Source organism: Syntrophothermus lipocalidus DSM 12680, from assembly GCF_000092405.1.
GTDB lineage: Bacteria > Bacillota > Syntrophomonadia > Syntrophomonadales > Syntrophothermaceae > Syntrophothermus > Syntrophothermus lipocalidus.
Genome location: NC_014220.1, coordinates 1,111,473 through 1,135,671, shown reverse-complemented (window position 1 = coordinate 1,135,671; position 24,199 = coordinate 1,111,473). Strand labels below are relative to the sequence as shown.

The 24,199-nt window shown below is 50.9% G+C and carries 23 protein-coding genes and 1 tRNA gene; 8 read left to right on the top strand and 16 right to left on the bottom strand.

Annotation, left to right across the window (positions count from 1 at the left end):
- Window positions 1-15 precede the first annotated feature (15 nt).
- From SLIP_RS05440 to SLIP_RS12720, 3 genes are read left to right on the top strand one after another with little or no spacing between them, the layout of a single operon-like run.
- On the top strand, window positions 16-1,488 hold the full coding sequence (locus SLIP_RS05440) for an AAA family ATPase (protein WP_013175279.1): 1,473 nt from the start codon (window positions 16-18) through the stop codon (window positions 1,486-1,488).
- Window positions 1,489-1,512: 24 nt separating this feature from the next.
- Window positions 1,513-3,036, top strand: coding sequence for a DUF2201 family putative metallopeptidase (locus SLIP_RS05435; RefSeq protein ID WP_013175278.1), 1,524 nt, complete (start codon window positions 1,513-1,515; stop codon window positions 3,034-3,036).
- 16 nt (window positions 3,037-3,052) lie between these two features.
- Window positions 3,053-3,940: a hypothetical protein gene (locus SLIP_RS12720; RefSeq protein ID WP_013175277.1), complete on the top strand. Its 888-nt coding sequence runs from the start codon at window positions 3,053-3,055 to the stop codon at window positions 3,938-3,940.
- 33 nt (window positions 3,941-3,973) lie between these two features.
- On the opposite strand, the gene pssA is transcribed toward SLIP_RS12720, so the two are convergent.
- The 7 genes from pssA to SLIP_RS05390 form a co-directional block, all read right to left on the bottom strand.
- Window positions 3,974-4,480 carry a CDP-diacylglycerol--serine O-phosphatidyltransferase gene (pssA, locus tag SLIP_RS05420; protein WP_013175276.1) on the bottom strand — a complete coding sequence of 169 codons (507 nt, stop codon included), beginning with the start codon at window positions 4,478-4,480 and terminating at the stop codon, window positions 3,974-3,976.
- Window positions 4,477-5,112, bottom strand: a complete 636-nt coding sequence (locus SLIP_RS05415; protein ID WP_013175275.1) for a phosphatidylserine decarboxylase family protein — start codon at window positions 5,110-5,112, stop codon at window positions 4,477-4,479. Before SLIP_RS05415 ends, pssA begins: the two co-directional genes overlap by 4 nt.
- 303 nt (window positions 5,113-5,415) lie before the next feature.
- Window positions 5,416-5,491 (bottom strand) — tRNA-Ala (locus SLIP_RS05410).
- A gap of 69 nt (window positions 5,492-5,560) precedes the next feature.
- Complete coding sequence (locus tag SLIP_RS05405) at window positions 5,561-6,916, bottom strand: putative manganese-dependent inorganic diphosphatase (RefSeq protein WP_013175274.1); 1,356 nt, start codon at window positions 6,914-6,916, stop codon at window positions 5,561-5,563.
- Window positions 6,917-6,937: 21 nt separating this feature from the next.
- Complete coding sequence (locus SLIP_RS05400) at window positions 6,938-8,698, bottom strand: B12-binding domain-containing radical SAM protein (protein ID WP_013175273.1); 1,761 nt, start codon at window positions 8,696-8,698, stop codon at window positions 6,938-6,940.
- A gap of 33 nt (window positions 8,699-8,731) precedes the next feature.
- A complete protein-coding gene (locus tag SLIP_RS05395; protein ID WP_013175272.1) occupies window positions 8,732-9,211 on the bottom strand; it encodes a hypothetical protein in 480 nt (159 codons plus the stop codon).
- Entirely contained in the window at window positions 9,208-9,870 is a 663-nt protein-coding gene (locus SLIP_RS05390; RefSeq protein ID WP_148216522.1) for a hypothetical protein, read from the bottom strand. Before SLIP_RS05390 ends, SLIP_RS05395 begins: the two co-directional genes overlap by 4 nt.
- Window positions 9,871-10,252: 382 nt before the next feature.
- Here SLIP_RS05390 and SLIP_RS05385 point away from each other — a divergent pair, with 382 nt between their 5' ends.
- Complete coding sequence (locus SLIP_RS05385; RefSeq protein WP_013175270.1) at window positions 10,253-10,990, top strand: HesA/MoeB/ThiF family protein; 738 nt, start codon at window positions 10,253-10,255, stop codon at window positions 10,988-10,990.
- Between the two features lie 4 nt (window positions 10,991-10,994).
- On the opposite strand, the gene murB is transcribed toward SLIP_RS05385, so the two are convergent.
- On the bottom strand, window positions 10,995-11,894 hold the full coding sequence (gene murB, locus SLIP_RS05380) for a UDP-N-acetylmuramate dehydrogenase (protein ID WP_013175269.1): 900 nt from the start codon (window positions 11,892-11,894) through the stop codon (window positions 10,995-10,997).
- A gap of 231 nt (window positions 11,895-12,125) precedes the next feature.
- Complete coding sequence (gene larAH6 / locus SLIP_RS05375) at window positions 12,126-13,397, bottom strand: nickel-dependent malate racemase, LarAH6 family (RefSeq protein ID WP_013175268.1); 1,272 nt, start codon at window positions 13,395-13,397, stop codon at window positions 12,126-12,128.
- 190 nt (window positions 13,398-13,587) lie between these two features.
- On the opposite strand from larAH6, the gene SLIP_RS05370 reads away from it, so the two are divergent.
- The 4 genes from SLIP_RS05370 (at window position 13,588) to lexA (ending at window position 17,782) form a co-directional block, all read left to right on the top strand.
- Window positions 13,588-14,991: an FAD-binding oxidoreductase gene (locus tag SLIP_RS05370; RefSeq protein ID WP_013175267.1), complete on the top strand. Its 1,404-nt coding sequence runs from the start codon at window positions 13,588-13,590 to the stop codon at window positions 14,989-14,991.
- A gap of 43 nt (window positions 14,992-15,034) precedes the next feature.
- Window positions 15,035-16,309, top strand: coding sequence for a (Fe-S)-binding protein (locus tag SLIP_RS05365; protein WP_013175266.1), 1,275 nt, complete (start codon window positions 15,035-15,037; stop codon window positions 16,307-16,309).
- 44 nt (window positions 16,310-16,353) lie between these two features.
- On the top strand, window positions 16,354-17,076 hold the full coding sequence (locus SLIP_RS05360) for a tRNA 2-thiocytidine biosynthesis TtcA family protein (RefSeq protein ID WP_242649124.1): 723 nt from the start codon (window positions 16,354-16,356) through the stop codon (window positions 17,074-17,076).
- A gap of 76 nt (window positions 17,077-17,152) precedes the next feature.
- On the top strand, window positions 17,153-17,782 hold the full coding sequence (gene lexA / locus SLIP_RS05355; protein WP_013175264.1) for a transcriptional repressor LexA: 630 nt from the start codon (window positions 17,153-17,155) through the stop codon (window positions 17,780-17,782).
- 83 nt (window positions 17,783-17,865) lie between these two features.
- On the opposite strand, the gene glnA is transcribed toward lexA, so the two are convergent.
- The 7 genes from glnA to SLIP_RS05320 all read right to left on the bottom strand — a co-directional run bounded on the left by glnA (window position 17,866) and on the right by SLIP_RS05320 (window position 24,152).
- Window positions 17,866-19,200, bottom strand: coding sequence for a type I glutamate--ammonia ligase (gene glnA, locus SLIP_RS05350; RefSeq protein WP_041432765.1), 1,335 nt, complete (start codon window positions 19,198-19,200; stop codon window positions 17,866-17,868).
- Between the two features lie 52 nt (window positions 19,201-19,252).
- Window positions 19,253-19,732, bottom strand: coding sequence for a DUF456 domain-containing protein (locus tag SLIP_RS05345; RefSeq protein ID WP_013175262.1), 480 nt, complete (start codon window positions 19,730-19,732; stop codon window positions 19,253-19,255).
- Window positions 19,733-19,754: 22 nt separating this feature from the next.
- Window positions 19,755-20,981 carry a methionine gamma-lyase family protein gene (locus SLIP_RS05340; protein ID WP_013175261.1) on the bottom strand — a complete coding sequence of 409 codons (1,227 nt, stop codon included), beginning with the start codon at window positions 20,979-20,981 and terminating at the stop codon, window positions 19,755-19,757.
- 137 nt (window positions 20,982-21,118) lie between these two features.
- On the bottom strand, window positions 21,119-22,018 hold the full coding sequence (locus SLIP_RS05335) for an AAA family ATPase (RefSeq protein ID WP_013175260.1): 900 nt from the start codon (window positions 22,016-22,018) through the stop codon (window positions 21,119-21,121).
- A gap of 114 nt (window positions 22,019-22,132) precedes the next feature.
- Complete coding sequence (hfq, locus tag SLIP_RS05330) at window positions 22,133-22,384, bottom strand: RNA chaperone Hfq (RefSeq protein ID WP_013175259.1); 252 nt, start codon at window positions 22,382-22,384, stop codon at window positions 22,133-22,135.
- Window positions 22,385-22,428: 44 nt separating this feature from the next.
- Complete coding sequence (gene miaA / locus SLIP_RS05325) at window positions 22,429-23,361, bottom strand: tRNA (adenosine(37)-N6)-dimethylallyltransferase MiaA (RefSeq protein WP_013175258.1); 933 nt, start codon at window positions 23,359-23,361, stop codon at window positions 22,429-22,431.
- Window positions 23,358-24,152, bottom strand: coding sequence for a class I SAM-dependent methyltransferase (locus SLIP_RS05320; RefSeq protein ID WP_013175257.1), 795 nt, complete (start codon window positions 24,150-24,152; stop codon window positions 23,358-23,360). The genes miaA and SLIP_RS05320 overlap by 4 nt, the downstream gene beginning before the upstream one ends.
- Window positions 24,153-24,199 lie beyond the last annotated feature (47 nt).

Genomic DNA, 24,199 nt, shown 5'->3' with positions numbered 1-24,199 from the left:
GAAGGAAGTGATGCTGTGAGGTTCAAGGAAGCCCGCAAATACATCGAATACTCCTACTACGCTGCCCAGATGACAGGAGCAAGACCGGTTCCCATATGTTTTTTGGGTGCTCCTGGAATCGGCAAGACGGTTTGTGTGAAAGAAGCAGCCCAAAACATCGCTGCCCAGATGGGACGGGTACTCATAGACTTCAACGAGTTTGAGCGTCTGCACGAGACTCGCCGCAACCAGCTTCTGGAAGCAGCAGTAGCAAACGGCGGTCCCTTCTTCATCGTTGATTTGAACATGCTTACCCACGAGCCCATGGATTTTAGCGGCAAACCGGTGGAGTCGTTTGCCCTGCTTTACAACGATGGTGTTATCGAAAAGAGAATAACCGCGTTCTTGCCTACTGCCTGGGTACCTTATCTCCAAGAATATCCAGGCATCCTCTTCATCGATGAAGTAACCAACATCCGCCGCCCGGACCTGATGTCGGTGATGCTTAAAATGGTAGGCGAACATAAAGTAGGTTACGCTTATCTCAATCCTACGGTTATGATAATACTTGCTGGCAACCGACCTGAACAAAGCTTTTTGGCTACAGGGTTGCCGGAGCCCTTAAGGTCAAGGGTAGAGATTATAGACTTTGATCCCCCTCTTCCCCATGAGTGGTTGGCATATGCCCAGAGGCAATACGGCGATTCCCTCGATACGGGGGTCGCTGGTTATTTATCCTACCTGGCCTCAGTTCCGGAAACCAATAATCCTGATGTCATGTCGCCTATGGTAACTCCCCGTTCTTGTGACCTCCTACTGCAGAAGGTGTGTGGTTACACAGCGTTGCTTAAACAGGGGTTTATAGATGAGACGGAGCTTCACCTCTTGGTTGAAGAGTCGGCCAACGGCATTATCGGAGTCAAAGAAAGCGGCATCTTCGCGGAATGGTATCGAAATAACATGGGGTTAGTAGATGCTTTACGTAAAGGTCTGAGAGAAAGGGATCTTAAGAATATGTCGCCCTGTGGGGTATGGGCCATGCTGGCGTTGTTGGGACACAGTGTTCCGCGATCGGCATCCGAGATCGATGAAATCCTCGTTTCTCCTATGGCGAGGGAAGTTTTAGAGAATCTAGGACCCTCGATCAAAGCCGCCGTCGCTGCCGCCAAAGAGCACGCTCCTGGTATTTTGGCGGGAGCCGGTATGTTCACGAGCGGAAGACTCGGGCATGTTCGGGCCAGCTGTGGTAGGTTGCAGTTCTTGAAGAGCATCATGGAGGGATCAGATCCCGGGGCTTGCGCTCATCTCCTGGACCTGTATCAAGAATGGACAGTCGCCGACTTCGAACAGGTCATAAATCAACAAGATAACGTCGAGACCAGGGAATTTAACCCCTTTGCCGTTTGTTCCGAAGCTTCGGACGAAACGAGGACCATTACTCGCGTGGCCGGGATCCTAATGGCTTCTCATCTGAAGGAGTTTATCTCATCCGAAGACAACGGCCGGTGACGCGATGAGAGGCGGTGCAACGCGGTGAACAAGCCGACAATAACCCGGCTTATCAAGGAAAACTTCGAAATGCTGAGAGAAAGGGATCTAGGTGGGCTGTCGAAAAAACTGGCCCAAAGCATCTCTTGGCTCATCGCTACAACCACTGATGGATTCCTGCGCTGGGCTCTTTATCAAGCGCCTGTATGTGTCATGCCTCCTGAGCCAGAGACTACTATATTTGCTGCCGAAGACGGAAAAGTATATGTTAACCCTCCTTTTTGGAATGCGGTCGTCGATCTCGCCCAGGAACTGCACCGCGATTGGGCCGACGAGCTCCGCTTCGCCCTCCTTCACGAAGTAGCCCACCTGTTATTGCGGCATCCATGGGAGTTTCGCGGCCTCGTGTCTGAAACATTTCTCACTGCTTACGATATCGAGCCCCAGGCTGCCCGCCAGTGGGCCAACGCCTGCATGGATTACATGGTTAACAACTTCTGTTCCGACGTTTTACCGCGGGCAGACCTGATCAAAAGTCTCACCATCAGCAGTTCTCACGATCTCGAACAGTTCATCCGGAGATCCGGAGCCGATTTCCCAAGTCACTTGAAAGAAGACCTGGAAACTAAGCATTACTGCAGGTTCAGCTGGAAAGACCTATTCCTAGCCATAGTAGAGGGCAACAAAGGATTCGTTTTACCTCCAGAGGCGAAGAGGCTGAATTCGAAAACAGACTTCTTGGACAATCAACATCAAACACCTGCTCCGATAACCAGGGCTAAAGGTGTCCACGGTGAGTTGGTACCTGAGGACGCCTTGATAGTTCGCCCGGGTCTTGACCAACTGGAAGATAACCCCGAAGAAAGCTGGAGTCGTGCTATGAAGATTGCTGTCGTCGAAGCCAGGCAAAGTAAAAAAGCAGGAGACCAACCAGGAGGGCACCTGCTGCTTCTGGAACAAGCCTGTTCGGTGACCATCCCCTGGGACACACTTGTTCGTCGCGAACTGGCCAACACCTTGAACTCGACTCGCGTGATCTCTTCCTGGAGCCGACCTTCGCGTAAACTGGACGAGTATCCCGGCGTGCTCCACGAGGGAGACCCAGCAACGATGTGGCTTTTAGCCGACACCAGCGGGTCCATGCGTGACCAATTGGAACTCATCACCGGTACCGCGCTTTCTTATTTCCAATGGTTAGCCTGCCCCGGAGAGATCAAGATAATCCCCTGGGATGCCAGTGCTTATGCTGAAATCACGGTGAAATCTCAGGCGGATTTACGGCAGCTGCGCGAAATCCCGGGCGGTGGTGGCACAGTTATAAATCCCGCACTGGATCAGGTTTTACAGAAACTGGAACAGGGGCAGTTGGTGGTGGTTTGCACCGATAGCTGTATCGATGACTTGGAAACTCCAGGTTTTAAGCAGAAAATGGTTCGAATACACAAAGTTAGCGGCAACAATGTGCTGTGGTTGAATTTCGGTTCTCCATCCGATGCGAAAGTAGTCGAAAACCTCCCCGGAGTAAAGGTAGTACATCGCCAGAACTCGGCTAATGCTTACGGACATTGAGCTAGGAGGGCTGTTCATGGTTGTAAGCCCGCGTCATATGCTTACCGGTGCCGCCGTGGTTGAGTGCTATCCCCGCGGCGCGGTCAAAACCGCGGAATGGAAAAAGGACGGAGAGTATCACCGCACCGACGGCCCCGCTTTTCTAAGATACACCGAAGACGGTTTCCTGGTAGAAGAAAGATGGTACTTGAACGGGTTGTTACACCGCGAAGACGGCCCGGCTCGGATCGTCTGCAATCCTATTGGCACGGAAAGCAGGGAAGAATGGTATTTTAGTGGATTAAGACACCGTGATCAGGGCCCGGCCTATATTGCTCACGAGCAAACAGAAGGACGAATCAAGCGTGAAGAACGTTGGTATATTAAGGGGTGTCTGCACCGGGAACACGAACCTGCAGTTCTTGTTTTTCTGACCAGAGAAGGGGAAACGGTGCTTGTTTGCCGAGAATGGTGGTATAAAGATCAACGACACTGTGAAAATGGCCCGGCCCAAGAAACCTTCTACGATACGGGAACCATCCGTTCCCGAAAATGGTATGTTAACGACCGCCTGCACAGGCCAGACGGTCCCGCTGTGGAAGAGTATTTTACCAGCGGCAAGTTGAGACTAGAAGAATGGTACCTGTACGGCAAGCTACACAGGGACGGCGGTCCTGCCCGCCAAATGTATAACTCCTCTGGTAGCTGCCTAGCCCGTTACTGGCTCTGCCACGGACAGTACCACCGGGATGACGGGCCAGCAGTGGAAATAATACACACTAAAGGTTACAAGCTGATACCGGCCAGAACTTATTACTACCTCGAGGGGAAGCTCATCGCCGCCAACCAATTTCAGCAGAAGGCCAGGCTTTACCGGTTGTCCAAAAGCCTAGCATGGAACTCAGACGAGCCTTTCCGATTGTAACCAGGCTCCACCAAACGCCAACCTGCTTAATTCTCACCATTTAGGTACTTTGATAGAACTTATCATAAGAAATGATAGGACGGGTAAGATCAGTAAGAATCCTATAGCAGGCAATATAGAAGCCAGGAAGCTCAAAGCTCCCACCAGCCCGCCGGCTACGGTAATAGGGACACCCACAAAATAATCCGTTATATTCAGCACGTTAAAACGCGCGAGGCGATACGCTCCACATATCACAAACAGCACCGTAACAGCGACGGAAATGAGACTGTACCCGTAAGTGGGGGAAAAAACCTGGACGAACACCAACAGGGCAGGTGCTACTCCAAAAGAAACCAGGTCCGATAAAGAATCCATCTGTTTCCCCATTTCCGAGGCTACCTGCAGGCGGCGCGCCAGCCGGCCATCCATACCATCGAGTACGACCGCCAACAAGATATACACCGCCGATTTGGCATAATCGCCGGTAAACAGGTTAATCAACGCCAGCGTTCCCAGCGAAAGATTCAAGAGGGTCAGCAAGTTAGGTACAAACTTCATGTTGCAAACCTCCCGATAATGCTCTCTCCGCCTCTGACCTTCTCCCCTACCCTGACGCAGAGCTCTACATCGAGAGGCAGATAAACTTCGGTACAAGAACCGAATTTGATAAGGCCAAAAACGTCCCCCGTCCGGTATCTCTCGCCGATCCGGGCATGACATACTATCCTCCTGGCAACATAGCCTGTGATTTGAACTACCAAGAGCTTCCCCCACTCCGTCCGCATTCCCACCAGATTACGCGAATTCAGCCGGGAAGCGTCCCGATGAAAAGCAGGAACAAACTTACCGCTTACCCTTGAGATGTATTCGACCTCTCCATCTACAGGAATTCGGTTAATGTGAACATTGAAAAGACTTAAGAATATACTGACCCTCAGAGCCTTGTCTTTGATATACTCGGGCTCAAATGTTTCGCTTATGTCCAAAATCACCCCGTCAGCGGGAGAAACTACAACCCCGGGCTGATCGGGTATATGCCGGTCAGGGTTGCGAAAAAAAAAGGCGGAAAATAAGGCCAGGCCGAGAGGCAATCCGGACCAGCTAGGCTTCCATAGGTAAAAAGCTACAGCCAAAAGCAAGAAAAACGCCACGTAAGGGATTCCTTCACGGGCGATCCTGATTTTCTTCAAACAGTACCCTCCCGTTCCTCTTTCTCCTCCGTAAATTTTATCATCAAAGCCCGCTATCAAGAAGCATTTTCTCAACATTCTGCACCCGCAACCGCGCTTCTCTTACCTTTTTTTACATTATTAGCCTTACCAACACACAGAGCAAGGCTTGGCGAGGGACGCTTGAAGACAGTCTCAGCCGTTTCTGTATGTTCCCTTTCAGGAAGCTGCCAGATTTTTTACACGGAACCGATATCGACGTAAACGACTAAAGTGCTGATAGCATGAAAAAAGCCCGATTAATCGGGCTACGTTAACAATGGTTGGTGGAGCCGAAGGGACTCGAACCCTCGACCTTCTGAATGCGAACCAGACGCTCTCCCTGCTGAGCTACGGCCCCGTCCATATCCTGAGCATTATTTTACATCCTAGGCAATCACTTTGTCTAGAACTATCAACATAACCTTTTCTAGAACAGAGACTGTTCGGCCAGCACCTTGTATATCAGGGGAACCACCTGCTTTTTCCGCGACATCACTCCTTTTAGGAACACTGTTTCTTGCTCCAAAGGAAGGCTGAAAGCCGATGCTGCAATCTCTTTCCTTGGACCTGCCGCGAACAATTCGGTCCCCTCGGCGAAGACATCGGTAACCATCAGCAACAGCAAGTGATAACCCCGTTTATTACAAATTCCCTCCATTGCCTCCAGTATATCCCGTTTTCTCTTGCGCAGAGCATCTAGGTCGATGGTTTCTACTTGAGAAATAGCAAAAACCAGGTCCCCGTGTTGGTACTCTTTCAAGTCCTGCAAAACCGTGTTCTGAATAGGTTCATCCTCGACGCGAACCGCGCGGCGAAAGATTTCTTTCCCCCAGCTTTCCGGTTCCAACCCCGCTATCTTCCCTAAATACTTGGCAATCTCCTTGTCTTTCCCTGTGGTGGTAGGTGACCTGAATATCATCGTGTCTGATAGTATACCGGACAGCAGCAACCCCGCAACCGGGGGTTCAACCTCAACGCCATGTTGTCGGTAAAGCTCGGCTACTAAGGTGGATGTAGCCCCGACCGGCTCATTCCTGAAAAAAATCGGTGAAACAGTCTGGAGATCCCCTACCCTGTGGTGATCGATGATTTCCAGTATCTCCGCTTCTTCTATTCCCTCAACCGCTTGTTTCTTTTCGTTGTGATCCACCAATATGACCTTTTTACGCTTCATTTGCAGCAAATGGTGACGCGAGATGATGCCGGCCAAGCGGTTCTCCTCGTCTACCACCGGGTAGTTTCGGTATCTGGTAGCGAGCATTTGCTTCTTCGCTTCCTCTACCGTTTCCGACTTTTCAAACAGCACTAGGTTTTGAGTTTTCATTATCTCCGAAACTTTGGTTGAAAGGACTGAGGAAAGAACTGAAACCACCTTCTGCGGGTCTTCCTCTTCTTGTCCCAGCCGGTCTAAATAAATCTGGGCCACGTCCCCTACTGTTAACAAGCCCAAAAGCCTCGCTTTCGAATCTACTACCGGGAGCGTCTTTATGTTGTGAACCCGTATGAGGCGTCCCGCTTCCCGAAGGGTTGTTTCTGGAGGCACGGAAAACACGGCTTCATCTTCAAGTAAATCCTCCACTTTGGTCCCCACGTCGGTAACCAATTCTGGCGGCTCTAATGCGAAAAAGTCGAGTACGAACCTGGTTTCAGCATTCACCTCTCCCGCCGCTGCCGGGACAAAGGCCCCGTGGTTCAATTTTGATTTAAGCCGGGCATAGGCTATGGCCGAAGCTATGGCGTCTATGTCTGGATTCTTGTGCCCAATGACATACACTGGCTTCATGAATTAAGCCCCCTTCCTTTTTCAACAGATCCGATCAGGAAACCCGTATACACTTAGTTGACCAAGGTCACAAGCATTGTCGCCTTTTCTAAAGAGAACTAAAAAATAGGGCCCCGACAGCTCGCGCTCTCGTAGCTCACCTAAAAAAAGCACGTCTTCCGTGAATACTTCCAGGTGAAGCTGGCGTTTCAGTTTACCCAGCGCAACATCCTGCATCGTTGAAAAGTATCTTAGCCTGTTATTTTCTTGCCGCAAAAAGTCATCAAAGAATTCTTTCTGCCCCGGTAGCTCGATCCTGGTTAGTCCGTCAGGTAGTTTCTGTGAATGATAATTCAAAAGGTAATCGAACTTGAGCAGTTCGTTCACAGGTCTGATCAGATCTGGCCTGCGCTGTGATACGAACTGCATTAGCATAGAGTATAAGCTGCTCTTGTTATGGTGCACCCGGTGCCACCGCTTGTCTTCCCAATACCCAGCAAACTCTTCGTAAAATCTGAAGGCATCGTCTTTCCACCCGTGTTTAATCATGTAACGCAGGCTGTGGGCGAAATCGCCGCTGTTATAATACTTCTCTACCAAGTCCTCTATGCGCTTAAGCCGGACCATTTCACCATAGGTTATGTAGGCATTCTGCAAGACTTCATACGGTGGCTCAAAACTGAACTTGTAACCGTGCTCGTAGCTCTTGTCTCGTATAGCCGATCCTTTAAGCATCTTCAAGAACCCGAGTTGGAGGTGATCAGGACATAGACGGTAAACCTGATTGAAAGAATTGGCCACGGAATGGTAAGTTTCACCGGGCAAACCGGCGATAAGGTCCAGGTGAATGAAGATATTGTGCTGCTGACGGATGCTCTTGACGTTACTCTCCAGCAACTCCCAGTTCATAGGCCGGTTCACCGCCTGGAGAACCTCGGGATTGGTCGACTGAACCCCGATCTCGAACCTGAAGACCCCAAGGGGAACGGATTTAAGAAATTCGATTGTCCCCTGGTCAAGCCGGTCGGCTGCGATTTCAAAATGACACGAGGTTTCTTTGGCCTCTTGGATAAGGAAATCCATTATCTCCCGCATCCGTTTCGGGTTGGCGTTGAAAGTGCGGTCCACAAACTTTATTTCCTTTGGTTTTATTTGGAGTAGTTTTCTTAAGTCTTCTTTAACTCTTTCTAAAGTAAACCAGCGAACCCCACGGGTGGTAGATGAAATGCAGTAACTACAGTTAAAAGGACATCCACGCGAAGTCTCGTAGTAGACTATCCGCCCGTTGAGGTTTTCCGTTTCCTTCTCGTATGGGAATGGAATACTGTCAAGGCGAGTTATGGGATTCCGGTCTTCTGAATAAATGACCCTATTCCCCTCTCTCCAGGTTACGCCTTTTACCAGCCCCGATCCCCTGTTGTCCAAAGAACGGAGCAACTCTAAAAACGTTTCTTCCCCTTCACCCCTTACGATACCGTCGATGAAAGGATGGGCTTCCAACAGGTCCACAGAGTCGAATGACACCTCCGGGCCGCCGAGTATTACCACGCAGCCGGGCAAAACCTGCTTCAGGTCGCGTGTTAAGCGAAAGACCCCTTCTATGTTCCAGATGTAGCAGGAAAACCCTATGATATCGGGCTTTTCCCGGTAGATCTCGGCCATGATGTCGGGCAGGTACTCATTGATAGTAAACTCCCTCACCACTATGTCGGGAAAGTCCGATTCACAGTAAGACTTCAAATACCGAACAGCAAGGTTGGTGTGGACGAATTTGGCGTTAAGCGCTACCAAGAGAACCTTCACGTCTAGTCATCTCCTGTTCCATCATCGGCCCTGTCAGGCCTGTTTCAATCCCTCCCGGGGGCTTGTTTCCGTCCACCTGCGTGCTCTGTAACCCGCCATCAACAACAACGCCAGATACAAGGGCGAGAGCAAGAAGAGAGCGAGGAAGTAAGACTTGAACCCATCGTACACCGGGAACGAGAATAAAGACAACCATGGCAACGCCGGAGTATGCCACAACTCAAAAGCAAAGGTATAGTCGCCGGACACGATTCCGGTTCCCCAGTAATATTTGATGTTGGCCACAGTAAGGAAAAAACCCGGTGACTGGGCAACTATCCCGGCTAGCAGGGTTTTCAGTTCCCATCTCACGGGCTGATGACCTATCCTGACACCAGCCTGCCATATGACCCAAAGATACGTCAGCGAGAACAGCAGGTCCAGCCCAGGGAAATAGCTCGCCAACCAAACGATGAAGATGAAAAACAGGTGAATCACAAAAAGACGTAATCCCCACCCAAGCGTTTCTCTCATGGCATAAGCCCTTCCCTGGCCACTACAACTACGTTAGGACTGTTGTAGATGGAATCTGGAGTAATCCATAAATCCTGCCCGGAGTCGAGGTCAATACCCTCCCGGTGATAAGCTCCCCAGATGAATTTCGTGCAGTTCCAGTAGCGTTCGCCCGGCTTGAAGGCTCCAGGGTAAAACACCTTGCCCTCTTGCTGGCAAGCATACTCGACCGCTTTTTTGCGAGCTTGCTCCGAGGCCTTAACCCGCAGTATACATATCCAGTCGTACTGGTGGTAATGCTCCACGGCCTGCCTGGTTATCCCGCAGTCCACGTACCCTTCCATGACCTGTCCTTCACCCAGGTAAAGCCCGGCATGAGTAAAATGCCCGTACGCCCCGCCCGGCTTACCCCCCAACAAGATATCTCCCGGCTGAAGCAACGCGAAATCTAGGCTATTTCCAGTTCCCCCAAAATGTCCACTCCCGACCCGTCCTTGGAAGGCACTGCGGACATATGCGGCGGCAACTGTTTCCGGTAGTCTCTTCACGTAACCGGTATTGACCGAAAGTATGGAGCAGATTAGCAAAACCAGGGTCAAGCTCAATACCACAAGGTAGCGCCTGAAAAACCAATCAGCAACCGCCTGATTGAAGCTAGACACCGCCCGCCATCGTTTCACTGCCAGACACCCCGATTCCCCGGTCTGTACTGCCAACATTTTAGCAGATTGGCGGCCAGAAGGAAGTGCCTTTCCACGCGTAGCTTGCTAAATACGACGTTCCAGTCCTGGTCCCTGCCCTATCACAGCCATCTCGTCGGCCATAACAAGAAATATATATTTGACTTATAATATAAGTGTTCATTCCGGCGACACCCGTTAACCCATTTGAGAAGTTCTGTGTGGCTCTGGCGCTACCATGCTTACCAGGTGTGTTATACTATTACTACTAATTACGACAATATAATTCCAAAGCCCTTGCTTCTAGCCGTGTCAGATCCCGTTAGATTCTCGAAAGAAGCGGCTGGACCGGTAAAGCCTGAAGAAAGGTGTCCTGAGTTTTATGGAAGAACAGCTACAAGAACGTTATCTCCGGCAGTTGGTCATGGATGAGGTCGGTAAAGAAGGACAGGTAAAACTGGCGGAAGCCCGGGTACTGGTAGTGGGAGCCGGTGGCTTAGGTTCTCCGGTGTGCCTTTATCTGGCCGCAGCCGGCATCGGGCATTTGGGAATCGTCGACAGTGATACGGTAAGTTTGACTAATCTTAACCGCCAGATACTCTATACTACTCCGGATCTGGGAAGACCCAAAGTACAAGTTGCTAAAGAGAAAATAAACATGTTGAATCCCTCGATTGAAATCACTGTCTATCAGGTTCCGTTTTCCGGTGAAACCGCCATGAGGATGGCTCGATCATATGACGCCATGGTGGACGCTACCGACAACTTTAAGACCCGCGAGTTCATAAACAGGGTAGCTTTGCAAACGGGCAAGCCGTTTTTTCACGGAGCGGTCAGCCACTTTTACGGTCAGGTAATGACGGTTATTCCTGGGGCCGGCCCATGCTGGCGTTGTTTTATGGGAGACATTGCGCCCGAATCCGAACCCAAAGGAGTACCCGTCCTGGGCCCAGTGGCGGGAGTCGTGGGTTCCTTGCAAGCTCTCCAGGTCCTCAAATACTTCCTGGGGGCAGGTGACCAGCTCGTGGGTAAAGTGCTCATGTTCGACGGGTTACAGATGACGCTTGAAGCCTTAACCGTAGCCAGAGATTCGAATTGCCCCGCTTGCCAAGGTTACTAGTTTTTTAGGCTTCTCCCACTATCCGGATCTCCGGTTCCAGGTTTAGACCCGTACTTTCCCTCACCCTCGCCTGCACCAGTTCGATCAAAGCCAACACATCTTCAGCGGTAGCGCCTCCGGTGTTGATTATGAAACCGGCGTGTTTGGTGGAGATCTCAGCGCCCCCGATGTGGTAGCCTTTCAATCCTAGTTCTTCGATAAGAGGACCAACAAAGTAGCCCTCAGGGCGCCTAAAGACACTTCCAGCACTGGGAAATTCCAATGGTTGTTTTTGCCGCCTGCGCTCGGCAAATTCGTTCATCTTGGCTGTTATCTCCCGGGTATCGCCGGGTTTCAACAACATACGAGCAGCCAGAATCACGTAACCGTTACGCTGAAAGATACTCTTTCGGTAATCGAAGTCGCACTCACCTGATGTCAAAACGGCAAGGTTGCCTTCGCTGTCTAGGGCCGTTACCTCGTATATGACGTTCTTCATTTCTCCATCATATGCCCCGGCGTTCATATAGACGGCCCCTCCCACCGACCCCGGTATGCCCTCCGCAAACTCGAGCCCGCTGAGCCCCTTCTCAGCCGCCAGTTGCGATACGTGTGAGAGCAGCACCCCAGCCTCGGCATAGATGCTCTGTCCTTCCACTGCCAGGCCAGAAAGACGCTCTGCCAGCTTGATAACAACCCCCCTGATCCCTTTATCGCGAACCAGGATGTTAGTCCCGCTACCAATGACCAAGAATGGCACGTCACGATTCCGACACCACGATATAACCTGATTAACCTGCTCAACACTGGATGGAAAGACCATACAGTCTGCCGGGCCCCCAATCCGGAAACTGGTATGGTTCTTCATCGGCTCATCCCACCGAACGTAGGCTTCGGGAATCACTTGCTTGATATCCTCATACATAAATCAATACATCCTCCTGAAACGGCCTCGCACTAGAAATAAACAACGGGCTGAAATTTGTACATTATACGCAGCCCCAAATTTGCACAGACCCTCACGAAACCTTTGGGTGTCAGCACCACAGACAAGCAAAAATGAAATCCCTTTGGGGCTTTCCTGGTTTATTGCACATATCAGTGCCCATCTCTGGGCATCTATGACCGACTGGCTGAACATCACTAGAGTTCAGGCTTAGGCCTGTTCTCTTCTTTTGATCTTTATGCCCAAATTGGCAGCTTCTGGTATTATGATGGTCTTAAAGTCGCCTCGGTGTCCATCAATCGCTAAATGCCAGGCTTCCTCCAGACTGCCAGCAGGAATAAGAAAAGCTTTTTCTGCTTTCCAAGCTGGCATCCGGCTCACCAATATAACCCGCATCCGTTCCAAGAGCCGGCAGATCGCGAAAGCCTTGTGTCCCCCTAACTCGAACTCCCGACTAAACCGTTCCATAACATCTGCGGGTGAAGACGCTTCATCTAACCAGCCTTCAAAAACCGCTTCCCCCAGACCTTCCGTGCATTCGGCAACCAAGATAACCGTGCCCCCGTCCTTAACTGCTGGTGCCGCCGCGTCCAGTGCTTTTTGGGCCTGATAAAGGTTTATGTCCTTAGGATACCCTCCGCAGCCGGCGATGACGATTTCGGCTGGCTCATCGAGCTCTACCATACGCGCGGCTTCACAGAACCTAACCGCCTCTAACCAGGCCTTTTCCATATCACCCGCTACTGCCAACTCGATGCGTTTGTCGGGAGTTGCTACTACGTTCAAGATAAAGTCCACGCCGACCCGATCTGCAGCTTCCGTCATAACCAGATGCACCGGATTGTCCTCATAGTTACCCAAACAAGCCCTGGGATCGGTCATCATGGCATGACTGCGGCTTATCAGGCTACGGCTTGCTACACCGGGCAGAACAGACTTTCTTCCCCCCGAATACCCGGCGAAATAATGCAGGCCAACCAGCCCGGTAGCAATCAAGAGGTCGGCTTCGGCTACTTCCCGGTTTACCTCAAGCTCCCACCCGTTCGCAAGGTACCCTAGGCTGACCAGATGCTTGTCACAATCGTGGTTTACTATACGGTAACTATCACAAATCTCCCTTCCGAAGACGTAAAGGTTATCCTCATGGGTATGACCCCTGTGAATCCCCGTGGCCACGACTAGAGTTATGGCCCCACGGTCTGCTCCACCTTCTTCTATTTCTTCCAGCAGAGGTGGTAACATCTCCCGGTAAGGAGTAGGTCGGGTAATGTCGTTTACTATAACGACTACACTACGGGGACGGCGTTTTCGCACCATATCTCTCAATCTCTCCGACCCGATTGGCTTCTTCAGGCAGCTCCTCACCATTTCCAGGCCGTCTACCGCCGGTTCGGGGTCCTGCCCGCGCAGAATCGCTTTTACCCGGTCATCGGGAATTTCCACTTCTTGATGCGTTTTCCCATAAGCCAGTCTTACTAACATACCACCAATCCCCTCCAATACACACGCCGTGGCAACTATACCTAATTATATAACAGGCGGTTTGGGCCTCACAAAGGTTAATTTCCAACCTCGTTTGCGCTGTTTGTGCTATAATATCGTAGTCAAGACCTATACGCTCCTTTCCGAACAAACGAACGAGGTCAGCAAATTGGGTAAAGGAGATGAACCGATGGACAAACGCGTCCTCAAGCAGGAAATGTTAAAGATTCTCCAGCCTGAGCAAGTATTGGCAGACGACCTGGATCTGATGTACTACTCGTATGACAGCTCTTTCCTTACCAAACTAGAAAGGGTGTACCCGGATATCGTGGTACTGCCTCGCGCCACCGAACAGGTGCAGAGAATCGTCCGCTTTGCTTATGAAAACAACATACCGGTGACACCTAGAGGCGCAGGCACAGGAGAAACCGGCGGCGCGGTAGCGTTTAACGGTGGTATAGTCATTGATCTTTCCACCTGGGACGAGATTGTAGAGGTTGACGTTTCCAACATGCAGGTGGTCGTGCGGCCCGGGGTCATACATGCGGACCTGAATAACCACCTGGCTAAGTTTAACCTGTTCTTCCCGCCCGACCCTGGCAGCAGCCTGATGTGCACCATCGGCGGAATGGTAGCCAACAACGCCAGTGGCCTGCGTGCCGTTAAATACGGGTGTACCGAACAGTACGTACTCGGTCTAGAAGTAGTGTTGCCGAACGGTGAAGTGATAACGACAGGCGGCATCAGATCCAAAGCTATAAAAAACGTGTCCGGACTGAACCTAACCAAACTCATGGTCGGGTCGGAAGGCGTTCTGGGTATTATTACCAAGATTCGCCTTCGTTGCTGGCCCAAGCCCAAGGCCCGTGGCATCGCTATGGCCGTTTTCTCCAAGCTCGACGATGCCCCGGCTACGGTCTTGGAAGTCTATCAGGCTGGCATACTGCCTTCAGGTATTGAAATACTTGATAAGTCAGCGATAAAAGCTGTAAACCAGTTTAAACCCGAGATCGGTTTACCTGAGGATGCAGAAGCCATACTTTTGTTCGAAGTTGATGGGAATGCGCCCAGCGTTGAATGGGAAGGGACCAACATAGTAGAAATCGCCAAAAGGCGCGCTACCAAAGTGGAATGGGCTACCGATCCCCAGCGAATGGCCAGCCTGTGGGAAGGTCGAAGTGTAACGGCGACCGCGGCGGCCAGGGTTCGTCCTGATGGCAGCCGGGTCTTTGCGGGCGAAGATATAAGCGTGCCGCTGTCGAGAGTAGCAGAAGCTCTGCGTGCCATTCGTTCACTCGGCGAAAAATACGGGATACCGGTAGTCAACTACGGTCACATCGGAGACGGTAACGTCCACACCGCACCGGTAATCGACCCGGAAAACCCGGCCGAAGCGGAAAAGGCCAATCAATTGGTTCACGAGATACACCTTTTGGCCATTGAGCTAGAAGGCTCCACTACCGGGGAACACGGGGTGGGAGCGGTACGCAGACAGTATGCTGAGTTGGAACACGGGGAAGCTCTGAAGGTCATGCGCCTCATTAAGAACGCCGTGGACCCGAAAGGCATAATGAACCCAGGCAAGCTTATCTGAGATTATTTAGCCGTTTATATAACCGAGGGCAGGAGGAGTTACAGTGAAATTTAAGGAGCTACCTCCAGTAAAAGAACAAATAAGAAAATGTGTACGTTGCGGCAGGTGCAGGACGGTGTGCCCTGTCTTCGCCGAAGTCAAAAACGAGACCGTGGCTCCTAGAGGTCATGTTTTTATGGTACAGATGTTGAGAGACGGGGTAGTCAAACCGGATTCAAAAGTCTATGAACACCTCAGTAAATGTTTGTTATGCGAAACCTGTTCAACTTTTTGTCCATCTGGCATAGACATACACGAACTCAATGCCGCTGCCAGGTCATTCATCACCGAAAACCAAAGCAATCCCGGTAAAAGACTTGTGTTTGACACGCTGTGGACCAGCCCAAAGCTTCTTCGGGCCTCCACGGCTTTTATGTGGAGTGCAAACGTCACTGGTCTGATGAAGCTGGCCCGAGCCTTGCACCTAACCAAGGTTCTACCCGGCGATCTTCCGAAAGCCGAACAGATACTGGACCGGGTCCCTTTCCGCTCGGCCCGCGACCAGCTGCACGAGACCATACCGGCTCAAGGGAAGAAGAAGCTGAGAGTAGCCTACTTTCTGGGCTGTGCTACCAATCTTTTGCATCCGGAGGTGGCCTTGGCTACGGTAAAAGTCCTCACCCAAAGTGGTTGTGAGGTAGTCATCCCCAGGGACCTCAAATGCTGCGGTCTTCCCCACATAGCCAACGGGAAACTCGGTACTGCCCGTTCCTTGCTTCTTCACAACTTTGAACTCTTGAGCAGAGCTAAAGTCGATTATATAGTCACTGACTGTGCTTCCTGCTCTTCGGCTTTATCCGACAAGAACGTAAGGTTTGTGCTGGGGCAGGAAGAAATCGATGCGAACCTGGCCTTGACTGCGGGTAAGGTAGTAGACCTCACCGCTTTTCTGGTTAACGTTCTCGATATCGGACCCGGCAACCTAGTCAAGCGATCTGAGCACCGTCTCACCTATCATGATCCCTGCCATCTGGCCAAAGCTCAGAATATCAGGAAAGAACCAAGGGAATTACTAAGGCTAGTTCCAGGGGTAGAACTGGTAGAAATGGCTGAACCCGACAGGTGTTGCGGCGGGTCGGGCACTTTTGCTTTGACCCACTACGACATGTCCATGAAGATACTAGATAAGAAAATGTCCGCTATCAGAAACACCGGCTGCGACACAGTAGCCACTTGCTGCCCGAGTTGCTCCATGCAGCTCGCTTACGGGTTCAGGCGAAGCCGGGTTAATGGCAAAGTCGTACATCCGGTCGAGCTCCTGGCCCAGGCTCTGCCTTAAAAGCCAGCGCCTTTCAGCGTGGGTTTTGGGGAATCCGGTGGGAGTTGAACTGGCTATCTATGGCACGTCTAGAAAGAGAATTATTCCACAAGGTTAAACGTGCGAATTTAAAGTATCAGATGATTGGTAACGGAGACCGCGTAGCCCTGGGTTTATCTGGAGGCAAAGACAGTCTCGCGCTCCTCCATGCCCTGATACAACTCCGGCGTTACACTCCCCTTCAATTTGACATCATTGCCATCACCGTTGACCTGGGGTTTGGTTCGGACCACAGTGGGCTGGAACAACACTGCCGTGAACTAAATGTACCTTTAATCGTGGAACCGACTAACATAGGCAGAATAGTGTTTGAAGAACGTAAAGAAAATAGCCCCTGTTCCCTGTGTTCAAACCTTCGCAAGGGCGCGCTGCACCGCGTAGCCTTGGCCGAAAACTGTAACAAGGTTGCCTTAGCCCACCATTTGGACGATGCTGTAGTAACCTTCTTTATGTCTATGGCTTATGAAGGACAGGCCCGCTGTTTCAAACCCTCGAGTTTCTTGGATCGCACCGGTCTTACCCTGGTTCGTCCCCTGGTTTATGTACCAGAAAACCTGATAATCAGGCTTTGTAAAAAACTTAACCTGCCGGTTGAGTCCAATCCCTGCCCTGCCGCTGGCCAAACTAAACGAGCTCTCATACAGAAATGGCTAGCGGTGTTAGACAATCATCACCCTCAGGCCAAGCTTCACTTCTTGACAGCCATAGAAAAACTCTACTGGCAATGAGCATCACACGGACGAACACTTGTTTCTGCTGGTAGCCTGTGGTATAATTTTGAAAACTGGGCAAGGGGGTATACCCATGGACAGAACCGACGTTACGACCGATCTCAACGAACGGGAGCAAACGATACTCAGTTTTATAAAAGAAGAAGTACGCCGCAAAGGCTACCCTCCCTCGGTACGAGAGATTGGCAAGGCAGTAGGATTGAAGTCCAGCTCTACGGTCCACGCCTATCTCTGCCAATTGGAGGAAAAAGGCTATTTAAGGAAAGACCCAGCAAAACCACGAGCTATCGAGGTACTTGACTCGGGCTCTGCCCTCTCTGACCCGCAGATAGTGGAAGTGCCGATAGTAGGTAAGGTTGCTGCCGGTACGCCCATTCTGGCTGCCCAAAATCTGGACGGATCTCTGCCCTTGCCCTTAGATCTTCTTGGATCGGGGGAGCATTTTCTTCTCACAGTTCAAGGCGACAGTATGGTAGAAGCTGGGATTCTGGAAGGGGATATTTTGATTGTGAAGTCCCAACCCCGGGCAGAAAACGGGGAAATCGTCGTGGCTATGATTGAGGATGAAGCAACGGTCAAACGTTTTTTCAAACGAGACGGGTACATCGAGTTACGCCCCGAGAACAGCCACATGCAACCTATTATCGTAACTGGTCAAGTCGAAGTCATAGGAAAAGTCATTGGCCTAATCAGGAAATTCTAACCCAAATTGACGAAAATTAGGGACGGTTCTCATTTTGCGCAAATCACGCAAATTGGGGCCCGTCCCTAATTTGACTGAAGGGATTAGAACTTTGCAAGATACTCCTCTATCTCCCATTCGTGCACGCGACCCCGGTAATCTTCCCATTCCACACGCTTCGCGTACATGAACCGGCTGAAGATGTGAGGCCCCAGAGCATCCTGGATTACCTCGTCGTTGCTCAGTTCTATTAAGGCTTCTCTCAAAGTACCCGGCAAGCTTTCAATTCCTGCTTTTTCCCGAGCCTCCAGGTCCATTTCGTAGATATTCTGGTTCACCGTTTCCGGTGGGTCCATCCGTTTTTCGATCCCATCCAACCCGGCCCGAAGAATAACAGCCAAAGCCAAGTAAGGATTACAGGAAGGATCCGGGTTACGTAGTTCCATCCTGGTCCCTATTCCCCGGCGAGCCGGGATCCTGACCAGCGGGCTCCGGTTGCGGTAGGACCAGGCGATATAAACCGGCGCCTCGTACCCAGGTACCAAGCGCTTGTATGAGTTGACCGTAGGGTTCGTTATGGCAGTCAAAGCCTTAGCGTGGTGGAGAATGCCCGCTATAAAATGAAGAGCGGTTTGGCTCAACTGGTCCGGGGTATTCGGATTATAAAACGCGTTTTGTCCCTCTTTGAAAAGCGAAATGTGTAGGTGCATTCCTGAACCGGCAATACCGTATATCGGTTTAGGCATAAAGGTCGCATGCAACCCGTGTTTCTGGGCTATTATTCTCACTACCGAACGGAACGTTACAATTTTATCCGCAGTATTTAAAGCTTCGTCATACTTGAAATCTATTTCGTGCTGGCCAGGGGCAACCTCGTGATGAGAGGCTTCAACTTCGAATCCCATTTTCTGCAAAGTCAGCACCATCTCGCGGCGGGCATTCTCCCCCAGGTCTACAGGTGCCAGGTCAAAATATCCGGCCCGGTCATGCGTCTTCAAGGTAGGCTTTCCTTCCTCGTCTTTTAGAAACAAAAAGAACTCCGCTTCTGGACCGACATTCATAGAAAAACCGTGCTCCGCAGCTCTGTTTAAAGCGCGCTTGAGTGCGTACCGGGGGCAGCCAACAAACGGGGTATTGTCTGGGTTGTAAACATCGCATATAAGACGCCCGATTGACATCTCCTCCCCTAAAGTCCAAGGGAATATCATAAACGTATTGGGATCAGGCTTGAGATACATATCCGATTCCTCAATCCGGGCAAAGCCTTCGATAGATGACCCGTCGAACATCAGTTCTCCGTCCAAAGCTTTTCCCAACTGCTCCCGGGTTATGGAAACGTTCTTAGGAACGCCCATTATGTCGGTAAACTGCAGGCGGATAAACCCAACGTTATTCTCTTCAGCCAGTCGTATCACATCATCTTTTGTCACTAATCTCACCTTCCAGCATAATTTACTAAGATAGACTAACACAGATACGATGTATACTCAATTAAAAAACGACAATAAGAAACCATATTATCATCACTAACCCTATCACTACCTTGGCTGCTACCCCGGTGAAGATACCGACAACAGTACCTACGCCTACCCGCCAGGCCTTGTTGACATCCCGCAATTTCACATATTCCCCGACGAAGGCTCCAATCCACGGCCCTAAGACTAATCCTACCGGTCCGCCCAACACCAGCCCTAATATCCCGCCAACAAAAGCACCCCAGATACCGGCCGGGCTCGATCCAAAAAACTTGGCTCCCAGCAATCCTGCAAGATAATCGACCAGAATACTGAGAACAGTCAGCCCCGCCATTATCGCCAAGAATTTTGGCGTAACCACCTTAAAGCCCTCGTACCACCCGTAACCGGCAATGGCGAGAAATACGACCGGTATTCCCGGCAAAACCGGCAAGAACGTGCCTGCCAACCCGATTAACATAAGCAGAATAGCGATTATCAATACCACTACATTCACTGATACAACCACCTTTCACATCTCACATAACAGACATAATACGCAAAAGAGCATACCGCACGTGCTGGTAGGTCAGACCCCCTTGCAAATAAGCTACGAAAGGAGACCGGCGTGGGCCATCGCATGATAGCTCTATAGACGAACCCTGTACAAACGTCCCGGCTGCCATTACAATCTCGTCTTCATATGCCGGCATAACACTGTACTCCAGCCTTACATCGCTGTCCACCGGGGAACTAGCCTGCACAGCCTGGCAGAACGCCCTGACCTTTTCAGGTGAATCCAGCTTAATGGCCTGGACAATGTCGCCCCGAGGCTCGTCCCAACGGGGCGAAACCTCGTATCCAAGTGCCTCCATTATGTACGCCGCTAAAACCGCCCCTTTTAAGGCTTCACCCACCACGTGCGGGGCTATAAACAAACCTTGATAAACCAGACGCTTGTCCCACATGCTGGGGCCCACTTCCTTTCCTAACCCTGGAGCCGTAAGCTGCGCTGCCACCTGCTCTATCAACTCTTCTCTCCCTACTACGTATCCTCCGCCAGGAGCCAACCCTCCTCCCGGGTTTTTTATGAGGGACCCGACAGTGAGATCCGCTCCAACGTGCGACGGTTCCAAGGGGTCGGTAAACTCACCGTAACAGTTGTCCACCAGACACACGGCATGAGGGGCAACGTCTTTCACCGCTCGAACCGTCCGCCGGATGTCCTCGGTGCTCAGGGCCGGGCGCCAGCTGTAACCACGGGACCGTTGAATAAGTACCACCCTGGTCTTAGAGGTCAACGCCTTGCCCAGCGCCTCTACATCAATCTTTCCTTCAGGGGTAAGAGCAACTTCACGATAGTTTATACCTCTTTCGACGAGGCTGAAACGAGTCTGCCCTTTCGCCCCGATAACTCTAACCAGGGTATCGTATGGCCTGCCACAAGCCGAAACCAATTCGTCCCCCGGCCTAAGAAGAGCAAAGAGACACAGGGATAAGGCGTGGGTTCCAGAGATTATCTGAGACCGAACCAAGGCTCCTTCCCCTCCGAAAACCGCGGCATATATGCTTTCGAGAACTTCTCGTCCCGTATCGTTGTAACCGTAACCTGTAGAAGAATGAAAATGATGTTCCCTCACCCTCGCCCTCTGGAAAGCTTCCAGTACCCGAGCTTGGTTAACAAATGCGGTTTCCTCTATCCTATCAAAGACCTCCCTGACTTTCTTCTCGGCCTCTATTACCAGTTCATGCTTACCATCTCTCATCTATTATTCTCACCTTCCAAGTATGGCTTAAAGCGGCTGATGGTTATCGGGTCGCATCTTGCGGATGACCTCTCCTTTGTACTAACAACCGCTACCAAGAGCGCTTTTTCAGGCATCTATAGCCCCTTTCCCCCGCTTCAAACCATGTCAGGCAAATCTTCGCTTTCCACCATCATCAGTTCCTGCCTGCTGACAACCGGCCTGGCCGCCAAGCGTAGAGCTTGCCATCTAATCGACTTTTCTACCAAATTGCGCACAAACCGGGCATTCCCGCTGACAACCCTTCCGCTCGAATGAAACTGGCTTAAAAGATGTTTCAGCTTCCATCGCGCCCGGCTAGAAACGAGGTAATCCCGCTCTGCAAACATATTTAAAGCTATCTCGAACAGTTCTTCAGAACTGTAATCTGGGAACTCCACCTGTATGGGAAAACGAGAATAAAGTCCTGGGTTTGCCTTTAGAAAGAACTCCATTTCATCCCGGTAGCCCGCTAATATAACCACCAATTCGTCCCGGTGGTCTTCCATTGCCTTGACCAGGGTAGCGATGCTCTCCCGGCCAAAATCCCTAGAACCTCCTTGGGCCAAGGTATAGGCCTCATCTATAAATAATATACCTCCTTGCGCTCTTTTAATCTGCTCCCTGGTTTTCTGAGCAGTATGTCCGATGTATTCGCCCACCAAATCAGCCCGCTCAACCTCTACCAGATGCCCTTTCGCCAGGGTTCCCAGTTCCCGGTATATTTTTCCCAAAATCCTCGCCACAGTTGTCTTGCCAGTGCCGGGGTTCCCTTTCATTACCATATGCATAGCCATAGGTTGCGCCTTTAAATTCTGTTCTAACCGTTTCTTTTGAATCACAGTGAACACTATCAGTTCCCGCACCAGTTTCTTGACTTCTTCCAACCCCACCATACTATCTAGTTCTGCCAGAGCCCTGCGGCAAGCTACAGATAAGGACGGCAAGAACACTTGAAACTGGTCCGAGCGAGCCCCGCTGATTTTTTCGTCCTGAGCAAACCTCAGAGATATTTCCACCCTGTCACCGCTTTCCTTCCCTGGATTACCCGTAGGTGTCGGGTAATACCTATATATGAAGAACAGCCAAAAGCGGTTACACCCGTTAATTGAAAAACCCGGGCGCTTCCCGGGTTATTCATCGTCGCTCTTATTCACATCCGAACTGAGAATACTTATCTGCCTGACCGGTGCTATAGTGGATATCGCGTGCTTGTAAACCATCTGTTGCCTTCCTTCGAGTTCGATAATCACCGTAAAGTTGTCGAATCCTTTAACCGTTCCTTTTATCTGAAACCCGTTCACCAAGTACATGGTTACCGGGATTCTCTCCTTCCTCAGCTGGTTGAGAAACGCATCCTGTAGATTCAATTGGTTTCTGCTCATTACAACGACCCCCATTTCAGTTTGTTAGCTGATTCATTTTACAACTATTCTACAGCGATGGCCAGAGTCCTGCCAATATATTCACAAATTTTTCGAACTAATCCTTCTGCTTCCTTATACTCTGTAATATCTAACCAAAATATTCGTTTGTCTTTACGAAACCAAGTTAACTGCCGTTTGGCATAACGTCTAGTCTCTTTCTTAATTTCAGCCACCGCCTGCTCCAAACTCATGCCTCCTTTAAGGTATTGTAGTATCTGTTTGTATCCCAAAGCCTGCATAGAATTGAGTGGCAAATCGTATCCTTTGGCATACAGCGTCTTAACTTCTTCTACAAATCCCGACTCGATCATGGCATCGACCCGAGCTTCGATGCGCCGGTAAAGTTCGGTCCTAGCAGCACAAAGCCCAACTACCGCCAGCTGATAAAGCCCCTGGTTTCGGGTTTGAAATTGGGAAAAGGGCCTGCCGGTCAACCGGTATACCTCTAATGCCCTGATGATTCTTTTCCTGTCGTTTGGTTTGATAATACGGGTCGACGCTGGGTCAACACTCTCCAGCTCATTATAAAGCCTTTCCAGACTTTCGTCAGCTTCCTTCTCTAGCTGCTGCCGGATATCCGGATCCGCCAACAAAGGAGAGAATTCGTAGTCATCGACTACCGCCTGGTAATACAGCCCCGTCCCCCCAACGAGAATAGGAAGTTTCCCGCGGTTGTTAAGGTCCTGGATTACCTTCTTGGCTGCACGCTGGTAGTCGGCCACAGTATAAGGTGTGTCAGGATCCACTATATCGATCATGTGATGAGCAACCCGAGTCCTCTGCTCAGTCGAGGCCTTGGCAGTACCTATGTCCATACCCCGGTAAACCTGCATGGAATCACAGGACAATATCTCGCCTCCGAGTCTTTCTGCTACTTTCACCGCAGTCTCGCTCTTGCCCACGGCCGTAGGGCCAACGATGGCTGCCAGTTTCATACTTTTCCTCCTTTTTCTATTATGCCATAGGCCACTCGGCTCGACTCCCCTCCCACCACTTGCTCTATCCCCAGGCGGGCAAACTCCGCGCTGTCCCTTCTCTCCTTCATCACCACTCGGCGCCTGGCTACCCGTAGCGCTTCGTTCAATACCTCACCCGAAAGCGGGCGGTGATCGGCAAATAACCGTAACGGTGAAAGCGGCTGGCTTTGACTCACTGGAACCCTGAACATGGGGTCGAAATACACGATGTCATAACTTTGGCTGGGCTGGCGCCGGAGGAATTCCAGGTGATCTGCGTTAATCACCCTGACCCGCCTTATCGCATTCTGCAGCCACACCATATCCGTCCGGTAATACCTCATGCCGAAACTGACAATAAAAGCCAGAACCCTGGAGCTTTCCAATCCAACGACCTGCCCTTGTTCACCAGCTATATAAGACGCGACAATCGCGTCTGCCCCCAAGCCCAAAGTACAATCCAGGAATTTGTCATTCGCTCTCACCCCGACTACTCGCTCCATTACATCCACGGTGAGACCCTTGCGATGCTGAGAAATCCTGTTCTTAGCCATGCTGGGGTGGAAGAACAGGCGCCCTTGGGGCCCATATAATACCGGTCCTTCTGAGCTCCACACCACCACCCATAAAGCCCCGGTCTCTTTTCTTAATTTGTCTAGACCCCTGCGTCCCCGAGGAATGTACTCCCAGCCCGTCGCCGCCAGGAACTCGTCTAGCCCCTCGCTAAAAGCCTCCGACTGGGTCAAGGTTACCACTATCTTTTCTTTCAACCCTCCTCAATCACCCCTGATGACTACTCTGAGCCACAGATTAACAC

Bases quoted from the DNA above. Each gene is read 5' to 3' on its own strand.
- lexA (WP_013175264.1), top strand. From the start codon at position 17,153: ATGGACAGAACCGACGTTACGACCGATCTCAACGAACGGGAGCAAACG.
- SLIP_RS05395 (WP_013175272.1), bottom strand. From the start codon at position 9,211: ATGAGAGAAACGCTTGGGTGGGGATTACGTCTTTTTGTGATTCACCTG.
- SLIP_RS05340 (WP_013175261.1), bottom strand. From the start codon at position 20,981: ATGAGAGATGGTAAGCATGAACTGGTAATAGAGGCCGAGAAGAAAGTC.
- SLIP_RS05370 (WP_013175267.1), top strand. From the start codon at position 13,588: ATGGACAAACGCGTCCTCAAGCAGGAAATGTTAAAGATTCTCCAGCCT.
- pssA (WP_013175276.1), bottom strand. From the start codon at position 4,480: ATGAAGTTTGTACCTAACTTGCTGACCCTCTTGAATCTTTCGCTGGGA.
- miaA (WP_013175258.1), bottom strand. From the start codon at position 23,361: ATGAAACTGGCAGCCATCGTTGGCCCTACGGCCGTGGGCAAGAGCGAG.
- larAH6 (WP_013175268.1), bottom strand. From the start codon at position 13,397: ATGTTAGTAAGACTGGCTTATGGGAAAACGCATCAAGAAGTGGAAATT.
- SLIP_RS05405 (WP_013175274.1), bottom strand. From the start codon at position 6,916: ATGAAGCCAGTGTATGTCATTGGGCACAAGAATCCAGACATAGACGCC.
- murB (WP_013175269.1), bottom strand. From the start codon at position 11,894: ATGTATGAGGATATCAAGCAAGTGATTCCCGAAGCCTACGTTCGGTGG.
- SLIP_RS05385 (WP_013175270.1), top strand. From the start codon at position 10,253: ATGGAAGAACAGCTACAAGAACGTTATCTCCGGCAGTTGGTCATGGAT.
- hfq (WP_013175259.1), bottom strand. From the start codon at position 22,384: ATGAGCAGAAACCAATTGAATCTACAGGATGCGTTTCTCAACCAGCTG.
- SLIP_RS12720 (WP_013175277.1), top strand. From the start codon at position 3,053: ATGGTTGTAAGCCCGCGTCATATGCTTACCGGTGCCGCCGTGGTTGAG.